This window comes from Chryseobacterium panacisoli, from assembly GCF_008274625.1.
Taxonomy (GTDB): domain Bacteria; phylum Bacteroidota; class Bacteroidia; order Flavobacteriales; family Weeksellaceae; genus Chryseobacterium; species Chryseobacterium panacisoli.
Map to the genome: position 1 here is coordinate 81,579 of NZ_VTRU01000006.1, position 17,253 is coordinate 98,831.

General features: G+C 38.1%; 10 protein-coding genes and 1 riboswitch. All 10 genes read left to right on the top strand.

The window, feature by feature from the left end; translation table 11 throughout:
• The first annotated feature begins 47 nt into the window (after nt 1–47).
• Nucleotides 48–153, top strand: a riboswitch (SAM riboswitch).
• Between the two features lie 95 nt (nt 154–248).
• The gene (locus tag FW781_RS19365) at nt 249–2,672 is read left to right on the top strand and encodes a TonB-dependent receptor plug domain-containing protein (RefSeq protein ID WP_149388927.1); all 2,424 of its coding nucleotides are present in this window, start codon (nt 249–251) and stop codon (nt 2,670–2,672) included.
• A gap of 7 nt (nt 2,673–2,679) precedes the next feature.
• Complete coding sequence (locus FW781_RS19370; protein ID WP_149388928.1) at nt 2,680–3,990, top strand: APC family permease; 1,311 nt, start codon at nt 2,680–2,682, stop codon at nt 3,988–3,990.
• 146 nt (nt 3,991–4,136) lie between these two features.
• Nucleotides 4,137–5,222 carry a peptide chain release factor 1 gene (gene prfA / locus FW781_RS19375; protein WP_047424606.1) on the top strand — a complete coding sequence of 362 codons (1,086 nt, stop codon included), beginning with the start codon at nt 4,137–4,139 and terminating at the stop codon, nt 5,220–5,222.
• A gap of 80 nt (nt 5,223–5,302) precedes the next feature.
• Nucleotides 5,303–5,980: a hypothetical protein gene (locus FW781_RS19380; RefSeq protein WP_149388929.1), complete on the top strand. Its 678-nt coding sequence runs from the start codon at nt 5,303–5,305 to the stop codon at nt 5,978–5,980.
• A 96-nt stretch (nt 5,981–6,076) separates the two neighbouring features.
• Nucleotides 6,077–8,179: a prolyl oligopeptidase family serine peptidase gene (locus tag FW781_RS19385; protein ID WP_149388930.1), complete on the top strand. Its 2,103-nt coding sequence runs from the start codon at nt 6,077–6,079 to the stop codon at nt 8,177–8,179.
• A 137-nt stretch (nt 8,180–8,316) separates the two neighbouring features.
• Nucleotides 8,317–11,370: a reprolysin-like metallopeptidase gene (locus tag FW781_RS19390; protein WP_149388931.1), complete on the top strand. Its 3,054-nt coding sequence runs from the start codon at nt 8,317–8,319 to the stop codon at nt 11,368–11,370.
• A 137-nt stretch (nt 11,371–11,507) separates the two neighbouring features.
• A complete protein-coding gene (gene scpA / locus FW781_RS19395; RefSeq protein WP_149388932.1) occupies nt 11,508–13,628 on the top strand; it encodes a methylmalonyl-CoA mutase in 2,121 nt (706 codons plus the stop codon).
• A 42-nt stretch (nt 13,629–13,670) separates the two neighbouring features.
• On the top strand, nt 13,671–14,657 hold the full coding sequence (locus FW781_RS19400; protein WP_149388933.1) for a M28 family peptidase: 987 nt from the start codon (nt 13,671–13,673) through the stop codon (nt 14,655–14,657).
• A 415-nt stretch (nt 14,658–15,072) separates the two neighbouring features.
• On the top strand, nt 15,073–15,810 hold the full coding sequence (locus FW781_RS19405) for a hypothetical protein (protein ID WP_149388934.1): 738 nt from the start codon (nt 15,073–15,075) through the stop codon (nt 15,808–15,810).
• 27 nt (nt 15,811–15,837) lie between these two features.
• Complete coding sequence (locus FW781_RS19410; protein ID WP_149388935.1) at nt 15,838–17,229, top strand: RtcB family protein; 1,392 nt, start codon at nt 15,838–15,840, stop codon at nt 17,227–17,229.
• Nucleotides 17,230–17,253 lie beyond the last annotated feature (24 nt).

Here is a 17,253-nt window from a genome sequence, read left to right on the forward strand (position 1 = left end):
AGATCTGCTTTTTTGTATATTTAAAAAATTAGTCTACTTTTGCAGTAGATTTATCAAGAAAGGTGGAGGGATTTGGCCCAAAGAAACCTTAGCAACCTGCACGATTCGAGAAGTGTAAAGGTGCTAATTCCAACCCTGAGGGGGAGATAAGTGAAGTCAATATTCTTATATGAATTCCATTTCTTGAAGTCTTGTATATCTGCGGAAATATCCGTCAGACTGTTATTATTTAATTGGCAAGAACAAAAATGAAAAAATTAAGTACAGCGGTATTATTGCTTGGAGCAATTTGGGTTGCTGCTCAGGAAAATGAGGAGAAAGGAAAACAAATCGAAGATATTATCATCGTTGGAAACCGTAATGTCAAAAGAACAAAACTGGAAACACCGGTTCCCGTAGATGTTATCAATATTGACAAAATTCAAAGGAGTTCACCGCAAATGACGGCTCAGGATCTTCTGAATTATGTGATCCCATCATTTAATGCAGTGAGACAGTCTGCTTCTGATGGGACGGAACATATTGATCCTGTAACCTTAAGAGGAATGGGACCTGATCAGGTTCTCGTATTGCTAAATGGGAAAAGAAGACACACGACTTCTTTAGTCAACTATCAGAATACGGTAGGGAATGGCTCTGTGGGGACAGATCTGAGTACAATTCCTGTCATTGCTATTGATAGAATAGAAGTGTTAAGAGACGGAGCTGCAGCACAATACGGTTCTGATGCCATTGCAGGAGTAATCAATATTATTCTTAAAAAAAATGCAGGAGCTTCAGCAAGTCTTACGTACGGAGTGACTGGTAGAAATGATGGGGATACTTACCAGGCGGGAGCCAATTACGGGACTTCATTAGGAAAGAAAGACGGTTATATCAATCTTTCTCTGCAGTTAAGCCACAGAGGAAAAACAACAAGAACTCAAAATCATGATCTGGATATTTTCGGGGATAACTTTGCTTACGCCTTTGCAGATGACCCGGAAGCTGCAAGAGCCGAAGATGATGCAAAAATAAAAGAAAGAGGCTTGACACGTGATGATTTCAATTTTCAGATCGGAGATGCCCAGATCAGACAGGGACAGCTTTTTTTCAATTCAGAATATCCTTTTAATGATCAGTTTAAAGTATATTCTTTCGGAGGTTTCAGTATAAAAGAAGGAAAGGGGTTTGGCTTCAGAAGACTGCCGAGCGAGAAATCAAATGTGGTTTCATCCATTTATCCGAATGGTTTTCAGGCCACTCTTGGATCTCAGGTATATGATATTTCCTATGCTGTAGGTGCAAAATATAATGTCAATGACTGGCTATTTGACCTTAGCAATACATTCGGCAGCAATACCTTCAATTATAATGTAAGCAATACCAATAATGCTTCGCTGGGAGTAAAATCACCCACCAGGTTTTATGCAGGCGCGCATAGCTTTCTTCAAAATACCGTGAATCTTGATGTTTCCAAAAATATAAACCGTTTCAATATCGCATTCGGTGGAGAGTTCAGATTTGAACAATACCAGATCAAAGCCGGTGATGAAGCTTCTTATACCCAATATGACATCAATGGAAACGTTGCAGGTGAAGGGGCAACGGTGTTGGGTGCGGGCGGATCTCAATCCTTTATCGGATTCTCTCCAAGTAATGCATTGAAGAAAGACAGGCATTCTACTGCGGTATATGCTGATGTATCCTATGATCTGGATAAAAAACTGAATATAGATGCGGCTGCCAGGTTTGAAAATTATTCAGATTTCGGAAATACTTTGAATGGAAAGCTGGCGATACGATATGAGTTTGTGAAAAATTATGCAATAAGGGCAGCTTTGGGAACAGGATTCAGAGCACCTTCCCTTCAGCAGCAGTACTTTAATAATTCCTATGCCGATATCTCTACTTCAGGTGAGAAAATTGTTACAAAGGGAATCTTTAGTAATGATAGCAAAGCCTCTGAAATTCTGGGATTTGACAAACTCAAGCAGGAAACTTCTGTTAATGCAAGTGCGGGATTTACACTGAGACCTTTAAACAAATTGACAATCACTATAGATGGATACTGGATCAAAGTGAAAGACAGAATTGTGATCACCAGCAATATTACAGATCCAAGGTTAGAACAGTTTAAGGTAGAAAGCGGAAGATTCTTTGCCAATGCCATTGATACAGAAACAAAGGGTGTAGATATAGTGGTTTCCTATGACTGGACTCTCGGGAATGGAAAATTAAATATGAATCTTGCCGGGAACTATACGGAAACTAAAATCACAGACTTTCATTTTCCGGAAAACTTAGGCACACCTCAGGATCAGTTTTTTGGCCCGGATCAGATCAATATCATTGAAACCCTATCTCCAAAAACAAAAGCTTCATTAGGGTTAAATTATGGAATCGGGAAGTTCAATTTTCTCGTAAGAAATACTTATTTTGGTAAAGTAATAAGAGATGGTTATCCCTTTGGAGGAGTACAGGAATTCTCCCCAAAAGTAGTTACGGACATCAGTATTGGGTATGATATCACAAAAAGTATCAACTTTACAGTAGGAGCCAATAATGTATTTGATGTTTTCCCGGACCGCCAGATTTATGAAAATTCGTATTATGGAGTATTCAAATATGCACCTGTACAAATGGGAACACTGGGAAATTATTTCTTCGGAAGACTTAATTTTAACTTTTAATCATTAAATGAGCACTGCTTCACATCAGATTGGCTGGAAAACAGCCGCAGCCATTGTCGTTTCCAATATGATAGGAACCGGGATTTTTACTACCCTTGGTTTTCAGTTATCTGATATTACCAATACCTACAGTATTTTCCTGTTATGGAGCATCGGAGGAATTCTCGCTTTGTTCGGAGCTTTTTGCTATGCTGAATTAGGTTCTCATTTCAAAGGAAACGGAGGAGATTTTATCTATCTTAAAGAAACCTATCATCCATTGTTCGGATATCTGATAAGCTGGGTTTCTCTGATTATTGGATTTTCCTCTCCTGTGGCATTAGCTGCATTGGCGATGTCAAAATACCTTTCCGTATTCGATTATTCTTTTGGAAATGGCTTTGCAATTGCCGCAATATTTCTGGTAGCAATTGCATTATCATTTAGCCTGAAAACATCCAGTAGATTTCATAACTTTTTTACGTTCATTAAAATAGCTTTTATTATTGTCCTGGTAATTCTTGGAGTGGGAATTTCAGATTCACCGCAGATTGGCAACAGTCTCAATTTCAGTGACAGCTGGCAGAATGAGATCATGCTTCCAGCGTTTGCTACATCTCTGGTATTTGTGACCTATTCCTATACAGGCTGGAATTCCGCTTCTTACATTGCAGGAGAAATAAAAGATGTTCAGAAAAACCTTCCGAAATCCTTGATTATAGGGACTGTTTTTGTGACGGTAAGCTATATTCTGGTGAATTATATTATGCTGAAACATGCTCCTGTGAGTCAGTTGGCAGGAAAAGAAGATGTGATGGGAGAAGCTGCTGTCAATATGTTAGGCCCTGCTTTTGGAAAGATCGTCAATATTTTTATTGCTTTGCAGCTGGTTGCCACAATTAGCGGATATTTATGGGTAGGCTCAAGATTGACGCAGGCTTTTGCAAAACATACTTACATCTGGAAACCATTATCAACGGGCAATACAAAAGGAATTCCTGTAAGAGCTATTTTTGCCCATGCAGTTATTGCCGTGGTTATAATTCTCACCGGAAGTTTTAAAGAAATTTTTGTTTACACAGCTTTTATTTTACAGCTTTTTGCAAGCCTGGCAATTTCTACCGTATTTTTCCTGAAGAAAAAAGACAGAAAAATTTTTAAGTCGAATGCTTTCCATATTTTTCCGGCTGTTTTTCTATTGTTCAGTTTCTATATTCTCTATTTTACCTTTATTCATAATCCTAAAGAAAGCCTTATAGGAGTGGGAATTATTGCAGTAGGAATTATTTTATATTGGGTTGACAGAAGACTTTCAGGGCCATATCAAAACAAGCCTTAGTAGCAGACAAAGGTTAATATGCAATTTATAAATTCGTCTTTTTACAGATTGGCTCCCTTTATCCCTAATGCTCAAAAATTTATGATGCTCAGTAATTTTAATTTTGAATTAATAATCCTTATCTTTGCACCCACAAAATTTCTACAATGTCTAAATCATTAATTCCAAAATTAGAAGCTATAAAACAAAGATATAATGAGGTTGCAGACCTTATTATACAGCCTGATGTCATTTCAGACCAAAAAAGATATTCTTCTTTGAACAAAGAATATAGTGATTTGGGAAAAATTGTAAGAGTTTATGATCAGTACAAAGGGGCACTGGATAGTATTGCAGAATCTGAAGAGATTATTGCAGATGGTTCAGACAGGGATTTGGTAGATCTTGCTAAAGAAGAAAAGTTAGAAGCTCAGGCTAAACTTCCGGGATTGGAGGAAGAACTGAAAGTATTACTGATCCCTAAAGATCCTGCAGATGACAAAAACGTTATCGTAGAATTACGTGCCGGAACAGGTGGTGATGAAGCGGCTATCTTTGTGGAAGATATCTACAGAATGTATACCATGTATTTTAAAACAAAAGGATGGAGACATGAAGTGACAGATTCTAACGAAGCAGCCAAAGGATACAAAGAATTGATCATGAAAGTGGAAGGAGAAGGTGTTTACGGAATCATGAAATTCGAGTCCGGAGTTCACCGTGTACAGCGTGTACCTGAAACAGAATCTCAGGGAAGAGTACACACCTCTGCAATCACAATTGCTGTTCTTCCGGAAGCTGAAGAAGTAGATTTCGAACTGAACCCTGCTGATATTGAAATGCAGACTTCACGTTCAGGAGGTGCCGGAGGTCAGAACGTAAACAAGGTTGAAACAAAAGTTCAGCTTACCCACAAGCCTTCAGGATTGGTTGTGGTTTGTCAACAGGCTCGTTCTCAGCTAGCTAACCGTGAGCTGGCGATGGAAATGCTAAGAACAAAATTATACGATATCGAATTGCAGAAAGTACAGGGTGATATTGCTGCACAGCGTAAATCTATGGTTTCTACCGGTGACCGTTCTGCAAAAATTAAAACATACAACTACCCTCAGGGAAGAGTTACAGATCATAGAATCAACAAGTCTATGTACAACCTTGATGCCTACATGAATGGAGATATCTCTGAAATGATTGATGCCGTAATCATGGCGGAAAATGCAGAGAAAATGAAGGGAGAAGAAGAAAATTATTAAAATTAAAACAAATAAGAACAAAGCCTCTGATCCTTCAGGGGCTTTGTTTTTTCAAATGACTAAACATAAAAATATCAACTATGAAAAACTACAAAATTATTTTCCTGTTGCTCCTTACCATGATGGGGCAGCAACTGATCGCTCAAACTGAAGTGAAGAAGCCCAAAGAAGCCTTCGAGTTATTTTTCGGAACCTTCGTGAATAATGACGAAGCGGCGTTGAATAAACTGAATGATTACTTAAAACCAACAGTGGAAGGCCAGAATGCTTATCAGGTAGATTTTAAAGAAACTTCAAAAGAAATGATGAACGGCAGTGTAGAGAATTTTCTGTCTGCTTTCCCTAAAGCAACGGCGGCAGCATGTAAAAAAGAGGCAGAGGAGTACTTTACCGCAATGTTTGGGAATTTTAAAACAGGTAAACTGACTGTTAAAAATGTAAAAGTTGTTCCGAATGAATATGTTGAAGGAGAAAAAATCGCAGAAATAAGTTATTCTGTAAGTTTCCTGGTTCCTTCAAAATTAACCTCCGGACCAAAGGGAGATCTTAATAAAATAAAAGCAGAAGACCTGAAGAAATATTTGGTTCAGGCTGTTCAGGACTTCAAAAATGCTGATAAAACAGTCACAACCGATCAGAATTTTAATCTTTATGAACTTAAAGAAGGTGATAAAATATACTATTGGAATGGCAGCCCTGATGAGATTGTTACCAATCTTACCGACTTCTATTTTGAAAGTTTCGGAGCCAATGAATAGTTGAAAAAATATTCCGCTAAAGAATAAAGAGTCCCAATATAAAGGGACTTTTTTTATTTCGCATACTTTACGTATTTTTGAGAAAAACCGATCAGTATGAATTTTAAACCTATATTGTTAACCGCTGGAGTGTTGTTTTCAGCATCTTTTTATTCTCAGAAAATGAATTACCCTAAAGCATTAAAAGGAAGTCAGACAGATACCTATTTCGGAACTGCTGTTTCTGATCCTTTCAGAGATCTGGAAAACGATTCTGAACCTACAAAAAAATGGGTAGATGAAGAAGTAGCTTACAGTCAGAATTATCTTTCTAAAATTCCGTTCAGGGATAAAATTAAAAACCAGTTGAAGGAAATCTGGAATTATGAAAAAATTTCAGCACCTTTCAAAGAAGGAGATTATACTTATTATTATAAAAACGATGGTTTGCAGGCACAGTCTGTTTTGTACAGAACAAACAACAAGACCAATGCTACAGAAGTATTTTTAGATCCTAATAAATTTTCGGAAAAAGGAACGACTTCTCTTTCCAATCTTTCATTCAATAAAAAAGGAAACCTTGCGGCTTACTCTATTTCTGAAGGAGGAAGCGACTGGAATAAAATCATCATCATTGATGCTGTTACCAAAAAACAAATTGATGAGACTTTACTGGATGTAAAATTCAGTGGAATTTCATGGCAGGGAGATGAAGGATTCTATTATTCAAGTTACGACAAGCCGAAAGAAGGAACTGTGCTTTCCGGTATGACAGACAAGCATAAAGTATACTTTCATAAATTAGGAACAAAACAGTCTGAAGATAAATTGATCTTCGGAGGGGATAAAACACCAAGAAGATACTTAAGCGCAGGAGTTTCTGAAGACCAGAGATACCTGATCATTTCTGCGGCTAATGCTACCAATGGCAATGAGCTGTATGTCAAGGATCTGACAAAAGGAGGAGATTTTGTGCAAATTGTAAGCGGGTTTGATATCAATGCCGGCATTGTAGATACACAAGGTGATGATCTTTTCATTTTTACAGACAAAGATGCTCCGAATATGCGTCTTGTAAAAACAACGATAAGCAATCCTGCTCCGGCAACATGGAAGGATGTAATCCCACAAACTGAAAATGTATTGGGAATTTCTTCCGGGGGAGGATATTTCTTTGCAACCTATATGATTGATGCCATAGATCAGGTAAAGCAATTTGATAAAGCAGGAAAACTGGTTAGAGAAATTGCACTGCCGGGTAAAGGAAATATTTCAGGATTCGGAGGAAAAGAAAAGGAGAAAGATGTTTACTTCTCTTTCAGCAATTATATTACACCGGGAACTACTTATAAATTCAATGTAGATTCAGGAAAATCTGATGTGTATCAAAAGCCTAAAGTGAAGTTTAATCCGGACGATTATGTTTCAGAACAGGTATTTTATACTTCAAAAGACGGTACAAAGGTTCCTATGATGATCAATTATAAAAAAGGAACTAAGCTTGACGGTAAAAATCCTACCATTCTATATTCTTATGGAGGTTTCAACATCAGTCTGCAGCCATCATTCTCCGTAGTAAACGCAATCTGGATGGAAAACGGCGGAATTTATGCCGTTCCGAACATCCGTGGAGGAGGTGAGTATGGTAAAAAATGGCATGATGCCGGAACAAAACAACAGAAGAAAAATGTTTTTGAAGACTTTATCGCTGCCGGAGAATATCTTCAGAGCAAAGGGTATACTTCAAAACAATACATGGCTCTTTCAGGAAGATCAAACGGAGGATTGCTGGTAGGTGCAACAATGACCATGAGACCGGATCTGGCAAAAGTAGCCTTCCCGGGAGTAGGAGTTTTGGATATGCTGAGGTATAATAAATTTACAGCAGGAGCAGGATGGTCATATGACTACGGAACTGCAGAAGACAGTAAAGAAATGTTTGAATATCTTAAATCTTATTCTCCGGTACACAATGTAAAAGCAGGAACTTGCTACCCATCAACAATGATCATCACCAGTGATCATGATGATAGAGTTGTTCCGGCACACTCATTTAAATTTGGAGCAGAACTTCAGGAAAAACAGGCATGTAAAAATCCTATTCTTTTAAGGATTGAAAAGAATGCAGGCCACGGAGCCGGAAGAGCAACAGATCAGGTAATTAGTGAAAATGCAGATCTTATATCATTTGCTTTATTTGAGATGGGAATAAAGAAATAATTATAAAAAAATATAATATGTAAGAAAACAGTTGATTTTATTTAAAATTGACTGTTTTTTTTATGTGATTGTATTTATAATCCTTATTTTTATGGCGGATATTTAAAGTTTATTAATTCTAAATTAATTAGGTAATTATGAAAAAAAGAATTTTACTGGTTTGTGCTTTGGCAGCTGGGCTGTCCAGCTTTAATGCACAGAGATGGGAGCCGGCTTCGCAAAGGACGTCTCAAATAAGAAAAGAGGTAGAAGTTCAGTATTCTTACAGGTTTGATTTGCAATCTCTTAGGAATATTTTAAAAGATGCTGTAGAAACAGGAAAAGGAGCTCAGGCTGTGATTGTTTCTTTACCTACAGCAGAAGGGAAAATTGAAAAATTTGCTGTATACAGTGATCCTGTTATGGAAAAATCCATTGCAGACAAATACCAATTGGGTTCTTACGTTGGTGTAGGAGTAGATGATCCAGGAAAATATGTAAGATTCAGTACTGCACCCACTGAGTTGCAGTCAATGATAATCAAAGACGGAAAGTTCCAGTTTATAGAACCTATTACTACAGATAAGCAGGTGTATGGCGTTTTCTACAAAACAAACAGAACAGAAAGCGAGCACGGATTTGAATGTTCTACAGAAGAGAAGAACTTTAAAGATATTAAGTCATTAGAAGCTAATGGGAAAAAGACCCTTTCTAATGTAGGAATCACCAGTAGACCATCAAGTACAAAATTCAGAACTTACAGATTAGCAATTTCTGTTACGGGAGAGTATACTCAATACTTTATGAATTTGGCAGGTGTACCGGCTACGGCTACTGATGATCAAAAAAGAGCTCCGGCACTTGTTGCAATTAACAATACTATGAGCCGTGTGAATGGAGTATTCCAAAAGGATTTTGGAATAAAACTACTTGTTCAGAATTTCCCGAATGTTATCTATACAGATCCGGCTTCAGACCCTTATTCACCAGGTGATGTAGGATCCGAAGGAGCTTGGAATCTTGAACTTCAGAATGCTATTACAGCTCAGGTAACCAATGCCAACTATGACATAGGTCATTTATTTGGTGCTTCAGGGGGAGGAGGAAATGCTGGATGCATCGGCTGTATATGTGTTGATCCAACTACGAGTGTACCTGCAGGTAAAGGATCGGGATTTACTTCACCAGCTAATAGTATCCCAAGTGGAGATGCTTTTGATATTGACTATGTGGCTCATGAAATGGGGCATCAGTTAGGTGGAAATCATACATTTTCAAATAAATCTGAAGGAAGCAATGTTAACGTAGAACCAGGAGGAGGAACTACTATTATGGGATATGCAGGGATTACAAGTGACAATGTTCAAATGTCTTCAGATGCTTATTTCCACTATAAATCAGTAGATCAGATTTTAACAAATTTAGATGGTAAGCCTGCAACATGTGGTACGTCGGAAAATATTACTAATAATACACCACCTGTAATAGCAGCACTTACATCATATACAGTTCCTAAAGGAACAGCCTATTATCTCGATGCATCAGCAACAGATGCAGAAGGAGATGCTATTAATTATACTTGGGAACAGACAAATAGTGTTACCGGCTTAGCTTCAATTTCCGGAGACACAGGGTGGGGATACAATACACAGGGGGCTTTGACAAGATCCCGTTTTGGAACAGCTAGTGGAAGAAGATATTTCCCAAGCCTTCCTCTGGTTATGAATGGAATTCTTACCAATAAAACTGATGCGGCAAATAACCCAAATCCAAATTGGGAAACTGTATCTTATGTTCCTAGAACAGTAAGCTATGCCGTAACTGTTAGAGACCAAAACGCACAAAGACCAATGCTATCTTCTTCAGAAGTTAATACAGTAATAGGTAATGATGGTCCTTTCAAATTTAACGGAATTACTACATCATCGGTATTATATAAAAATGCCAATAACATTATTCAGTGGGAAGTAGCCAATACAAATACAGCTCCTTATAACTCACCTAATGTAAAGATTGATTATACTTCAGATAATGGGGCAACCTGGACAGACTTAGTAGCTTCTACACCTAATACAGGTAGCTTCACAGTGCAAATGCCAAATACAATTACAACACCAATTAAGTTGAGAGTATCAGCAATTGGTAACGTTTTCTATGCCGTTTCTCCTCAGGTTACTGTTGCAGATGCACCTACATCTACAACTGCGGCGCCAACCGGACTTACAACAATAAGTACAGAAGTGTTCAAGACAACAGCCAGAGCATCATGGAATAGCGTAACTGGAGCAACATATTCTGTTAACTATAGAAAACAAGGTACATCAAACTGGTCAAATACAACAAGTACAACAAATTCAGTTGTATTAACAGGTCTTGAAGATGAAACAAATTATGAAGTACAGGTAGCAGCTGTTGTAAACAGTGTTCCTGGTGCATTCTCTAATAATTATGTATTTAAAACAAACGGCTTAAAGACCGGGATTGATTACTGTATAATGAATTCAGGGACATCTTATGTCGGAGCAATCAGAAAAGTAACAATATCAAATCTTGTTTATGATGACCCTTCATTAAGATCATATAAAGATTTATCTGAAGATCCTAGTAAGATTGTCAATTTGGTTCAGGGAACAGCGTACGCTATTACACCTGTAGTAAGACAAGCATTTAGCAATTCCAACGTTCCTTTAAATCTTTCTGTTTGGATTGATTATAACAGAAATGGCGTATTTGAGATATCCGAAAGAGTAATTAGTGTTTCTGGAGGGGTTCCTGCAGGAAGCGTGAGCTTTGGAGCACAAAACTTTACAGTGCCTTCAACTACATATGCCGGAGATAAGCTTTTAAGAATGAGAATTGTTACCAAGTACAACACAGCTGCTCTGGCAAGTGCTTGTGGAGATATTACAACTGGAGGAGGTTCAGTAATGGATCTGCCTGTTAAGATTACGGGTACCCTTGCGGTAAATGAAACAAAAGACGTTAAATCAACTGAAATTTCAATTTACCCGAACCCTGCAGATACTTTCGTAGAAGTGAAAAACCTTAAAGGTAAGGCAGATTATAAAATCTATACTGCTGACGGAAGATTAGCTCAGGAAGGTCAGATTGATGGGCAAAGAATTAATGTTGCTTCATTAATCAAAGGTATGTATGTGATCACGATAAAAGATGACAACAATACTTACAATACGAAGCTTATCAAAAAATAAGCAGACGATATACCAATAAGAAAGGCCGGGCATTTGTCCGGCCTTTCCTTTTGCTAAATTGAAGTAAAACAGCGTGTTAACATAAGTTTCATGTTTCGTTCAAAAAAATTAACTTTACGGGGACAAAAATAATTGGAATGCGAAAGACAATTTCTGTGAAAAAACCGGATTTTAATGTATCACCTCAGGAAAGAGAAATTTACAATTTTGAAAAAGACGGGCTTGAACTCAAATCATCCTACGAGAAAAAAGATGTAAAAGATGAATCCTTAACGCAGACTTCTCCAGGAATTGCACCTTATCTGAGAGGACCGTATTCCACTATGTATGTGCAAAAACCCTGGACGGTCCGTCAATATGCAGGGTTTTCTACAGCCGAAGAATCCAACGCTTTTTACAGAAGAAATCTTGCTGCAGGTCAGAAAGGACTTTCAGTTGCATTTGACTTGGCAACACACAGAGGATACGATTCTGATCATTCAAGAGTAGTAGGAGACGTAGGAAAAGCAGGAGTTGCCATCGACTCTGTGGAAGATATGAAAATCCTTTTCAACGAAATCCCATTAGATCAGATTTCAGTATCTATGACAATGAACGGAGCTGTACTTCCTATTTTGTCTTTCTATATCGTCGCTGCAGAAGAACAGGGTGTAAAACAGGATTTGCTTTCAGGAACCATTCAGAATGATATTTTGAAGGAATTCATGGTAAGAAATACCTATATCTATCCACCAGCACCTTCCATGAAGATTATCGCAGATATTTTTGAATACACTTCGCAAAACATTCCAAAATTCAACTCAATTTCTATTTCCGGATACCATATGCAGGAAGCGGGTGCCACACCGGTACTTGAAATGGCATATACACTGGCAGACGGCCTTGAATATGTAAGAACAGGAATAAAAGCAGGAATGAATGTAGACGACTTTGCCCCAAGACTATCGTTCTTCTGGGCAATCGGAATGAATCATTTCATGGAAATTGCTAAAATGCGTGCTGCAAGATATATCTGGGCAACCCTTTTGAAACAGTTTAATCCTCAGAATCCAAAATCCCTTGCCTTAAGAACGCACTCCCAGACTTCCGGATGGTCTCTGACAGAGCAGGAACCTTTCAATAATATTACAAGAACAGCTATTGAAGCATTGTCTTCGGCTTTAGGAGGAACACAGTCTCTCCATACCAATGCATTGGATGAAGCCATCGCTCTTCCTACAGACTATTCAGCAAAAATTGCAAGAAATACGCAGATCATTCTTCAGCAGGAAAGCGGGATATGTGATGTAGTAGATCCAATGGGAGGAAGTAATCTTGTGGAAAGCCTTACTCAGCAAATGATCGAAGAAGCGATGAGATACATTGATGAGGTAGAGCAGGAAGGAGGAATGACCAAAGCGATCGAAGCCGGAATTCCTAAAATGAGAATTGAAGAAGCTGCTGCTAAAAAACAAGCTAAGATCGATAGCGGAGAAGAGTTCATTATCGGAGTTAATTCATTCAAATCCTCATTAAAACAGGATCAGATAGAAATATTAGACATTGATAATACCGAAGTTCGCAGAAAGCAGATCGAAAGATTAAACACGATCAAAACGGACAGAAATGCTGATGCTGTTGAACAAATCCTGAATGAGATCCGTGAAAGCGCGAAAACAGGAAAAGGAAATCTGCTGGCATTATGTATTGAAGCCGCAAGAAGAAGAGTTACCCTTGGCGAAATGAGTGATGCCATGGAAGAAACCTTTGGAAGATATAAAGCAAATATTAAAACAATCTCTGGTGTATACGCAATGAATGCCGGTAAAAACGAATATTTTGAAAAAGCCATTCATCTTACTCAGAAATTTGAAGAAGAAGAAGGACGACGCCCAAGACTAATGGTTGCCAAAATGGGACAGGACGGGCATGACAGAGGAGCAAAAGTAGTAGCCACAGCATTTGCCGATATGGGATTTGATGTGGATGTAGCACCTTTATTCCAGACACCGGAAGAAGTAGCTAAACAGGCTGTGGAAAATGATATTCACATTTTAGGAGTATCATCATTGGCTGCCGGACACAAAACACTAGTTCCGCAGGTAGTGGAAGAATTGGTAAAACTGGGTGCAGATGATATCACCATCGTTGTAGGAGGAGTAATTCCTCAGCAGGACTATGAATTCCTTTATGCCAACGGTGCAGACTTTATTTTCGGACCTGGAACCAACCTTCCGAAATGTGCAGTGGAAATTTTAGAAAGATTTTTAGAAAAATAAACAGAAAAGCTTTAATTTCAACTTGAAATTAAAACGCAACCTATGAATCTGAAAAATATAATAAAGCCTACGAGGAAAAAACTGTTTCTTCTCGTAGGCTTTATTATTATCGCTGGCGTTGTCCTGTTAGCTTCAGGGAAGAAGAATGTATCCATACAAAGCTCGAAGATCGTTGCTGATACTTCCTTGGTTAAAAAGCATTTGACTATACTTACCCAAACGCCACAATTTAGAAATCATAAAAATATAGACCAGCTGAATGCAGTTGCAGGCTATATCCATCAGACTTTTAGTACTTATGGTGACAGCACCGCTTACCAGGAATACAAAGTGGATGGAAAAATATATAAGAATGTGATCACTTCTTTTGGAACGGAAAACAAGAAGCGAATCATCATAGGAGCTCATTATGACGTTTGTGGAGACCAACAGGGAGCAGATGACAATGCCACTGGAGTTACGGCCCTTCTGGAGCTGGCAAGGATGCTTAAAGGGCAGAAGCTGAAGTACAGAGTTGATCTTGTAGCCTATACACTGGAAGAACCTCCTTATTTCAGAACCGAAAATATGGGAAGCTATGTCCATGCAAAATATTTGAAAGACAACAATATCGATGTCTATGGAATGGCCAGTGTGGAAATGATCGGTTATTTCCGTGATGAAAAAGGCTCTCAAAATTTTCCGATAGGTCTTCTTTCCTGGGTGTATGGTGATAAGGGAGATTTTATTACTTTGGTTAAAAAATTCAGTAGTGCAGGCCCATTCGTAAGAAACTTTATAGGCAATTTTAAAGGTTCAGAGCAGATAAAAACAGAAACCTTCTCAGCACCAAAATTTGTAGCAGGAATAGACTTTTCCGATCATCTCAACTATTGGAATTTTGATTTTCCCGCGCTCATGATTACCGATACTTCCTTCTTCAGAAATAAAAATTATCATGAACCCACCGATACCCTGGAAACTTTGGATACAAAAAGAATGACAAAGGTTATTGATGCCATTTTTCTCAGTATTATTCACCTTAAATGAAAAAAATATTTTGATTCTCAGAAAAATTTATATATTTGCACCTGAAAATCAAGTTTAACCAATAAAAAACGACGAAGCAATGTTCAAAACAAAACAGAATTCTACAGTTGGATTGCCACTTATGGTGGTAAGGCTTCGCGGTTTGGTACATTCTTAGAATAACAGTACAATAAAATATCAAAACCCGAAGTCGTAGAGATTTCGGGTTTTTTATTGCGCAATATTCAAACTCCCAAGTTTACCCGGAATCTTTTTTAGTGTCATTTCGAACGACGAGAAGGAATCTCAATATGCAGAACTTTCTCATTAGTTCATAACATTCATCTTGTCATTCTGACGGAGGAAGAATCTATTTCCTTTCCCGTTAAAAATGATAAATATTAAGTCAACTAAGTGTTTAGTTGAGTGAGAATTAATGGAAAATGATAACCTTCTGTTTTCCCGTCTAAGAAGCGTGAGAAGCAGGAAAAGAACAATTAGAAAAGATGTAGAAAAGCAGATAAGAAAAAAATATCAACGTAGTGATGAACTTTGGGATATAAGGCGAAATATTCCCTGGATTCCTTTGGATAATCCTTATCAGAGAGGATTTGTAAGATTCTTTGTGGTAAGGGAAGATATAATGAGATCTAAAGACGGAGATTTCTTTGAAGGAATTTTGAAGAAGATCAATACTTACATGTATTCAGAAAGCCGCCAGTTTTTGAAAAAGAAAAGAAAATACGGGCGAAGAATATATGTAGAAACAGTACAGAAGCTCAAACAGATCTCTTTATATTCCTGGAATGATCCCAAATTAGGGCTTACTCCAAGAGAGAGACAATATTTTTTGAAACAGGAAGAATATTGCCCTGTCCGGAAGTCTTATGTTCCATACTACGAATTTATTGAACCATGGAGATTTATCCTGCGTATAAGACCCAATATGATTACCCACTATAAACCTGTAGACTTTGAATTGGAAAAAGAATGTGCAGAGCTGGAAGATTATTTGGGACAGCATAAAATTGTAGGAATTATCCATAAAACAATTTATGGCAGGTCATATCCATGGAGAAGAAAAAGAGAAGATATTCCACTTATCAAAAGCAGGAAATATATTACCTGCACAATGTCTGCAACAGAGATTGCAGAAAGCTTACAGGACGTATAAGTCCAACTGTTATTTAAAACAAAAACAATGGGAAATTTAAAACTAAAAGGAAAAGATATATTAAAACTGGGCTATCCAAATAACCAAAGCGTAAACGTAGCATTGGAAGTCATGAAAAGAAATTTTGCAACAAAAAATATTCACCATGTAAAATCTCTTTTAAAGGAAATCCTGCTGAATCCGGAAGAATTTGAAAAAGATCTCACTTTCGGACAAATCGCAGAAACCCTGCTTTCATCCAAAAAAACTGAAAAAAGAATGTTGAATTCACAGCGTGCTTCATTTCAGATTTTTGGTAACAATATCTCAGAAGAGGCAAAAAATCAGTTATACACTGCTTTGAAGCTGCCTGTTTCTATTCAGGGGGCATTAATGCCTGATGCCCACAGCGGGTACGGACTTCCCATAGGAGGAGTTCTGGCGGTGGAAAATGCAGTAATCCCTTACGGAGTAGGAATGGATATAGGCTGCAGAATGAGCCTCAGTATTTTGGATACACCCATTTCATATCTTGAAGGAGCAAGAGACAAATATGAAAAAGCGCTTGCCGAGCATACAAAATTCGGAATGTATGAAACGCACAAATCTCACATAGATCATGATATTTTTGAAAGAGATACATTCGATATGATCCCGATCTTAAGGAGATTAAAAGGAAAAGCCATTAAGCAGATGGGTTCCTCAGGCGGAGGAAATCACTTTGTAGAATTCGGAGAAGTAGAAATCACTGAAGAAGACGAACAGATTGGTCTGCCAAAAGGAAAATATCTGGGAATACTTTCTCACAGTGGCTCAAGAGGGCTGGGAGCAGAAATTGCCCAATATTACTCAAGAGTGGCAGCAGAACAATGTCCATTACCTAAAGAAGCCCAAAACTTTGCCTGGCTGGACCTTAGCACACACCTGGGATTGGAATATTGGACGGCCATGAATCTTGCCGGAGATTATGCTTCAGCCTGTCACGATGATATCCACAGAAGGCTGGTAAAAGCGGTCGGTGGAAGAGTAAAAGCCAGAATTGAGAACCACCACAACTTTGCCTGGAAAGAAATCCATAACGGAAAAGAAGTGATTGTCCACCGAAAGGGTGCAACACCTGCCAACGAAAATGAACTGGGAATGATTCCAGGATCCATGACAGCGAAAGGATTTATCGTTCGCGGAAAAGGAAACCCGGAATCCCTGAATTCAGCATCTCATGGAGCCGGAAGAGCGCACTCAAGAGTAGAATGCAGAGCTCTTTTCACTCAGCATGATATCAAAAAAGAATTGAAACTTAAAAATGTCACATTGATGGGCGGAAATGCAGAAGAAGCACCAATGGCCTATAAAGACATCAATGAAGTAATGAATGCACAGAGTGAATTGGTAGATATCCTGGGAACATTCCAGCCGAGAATTGTGAGAATGGAGAGATAATTTGGTTGATTAAACCTTATAGGT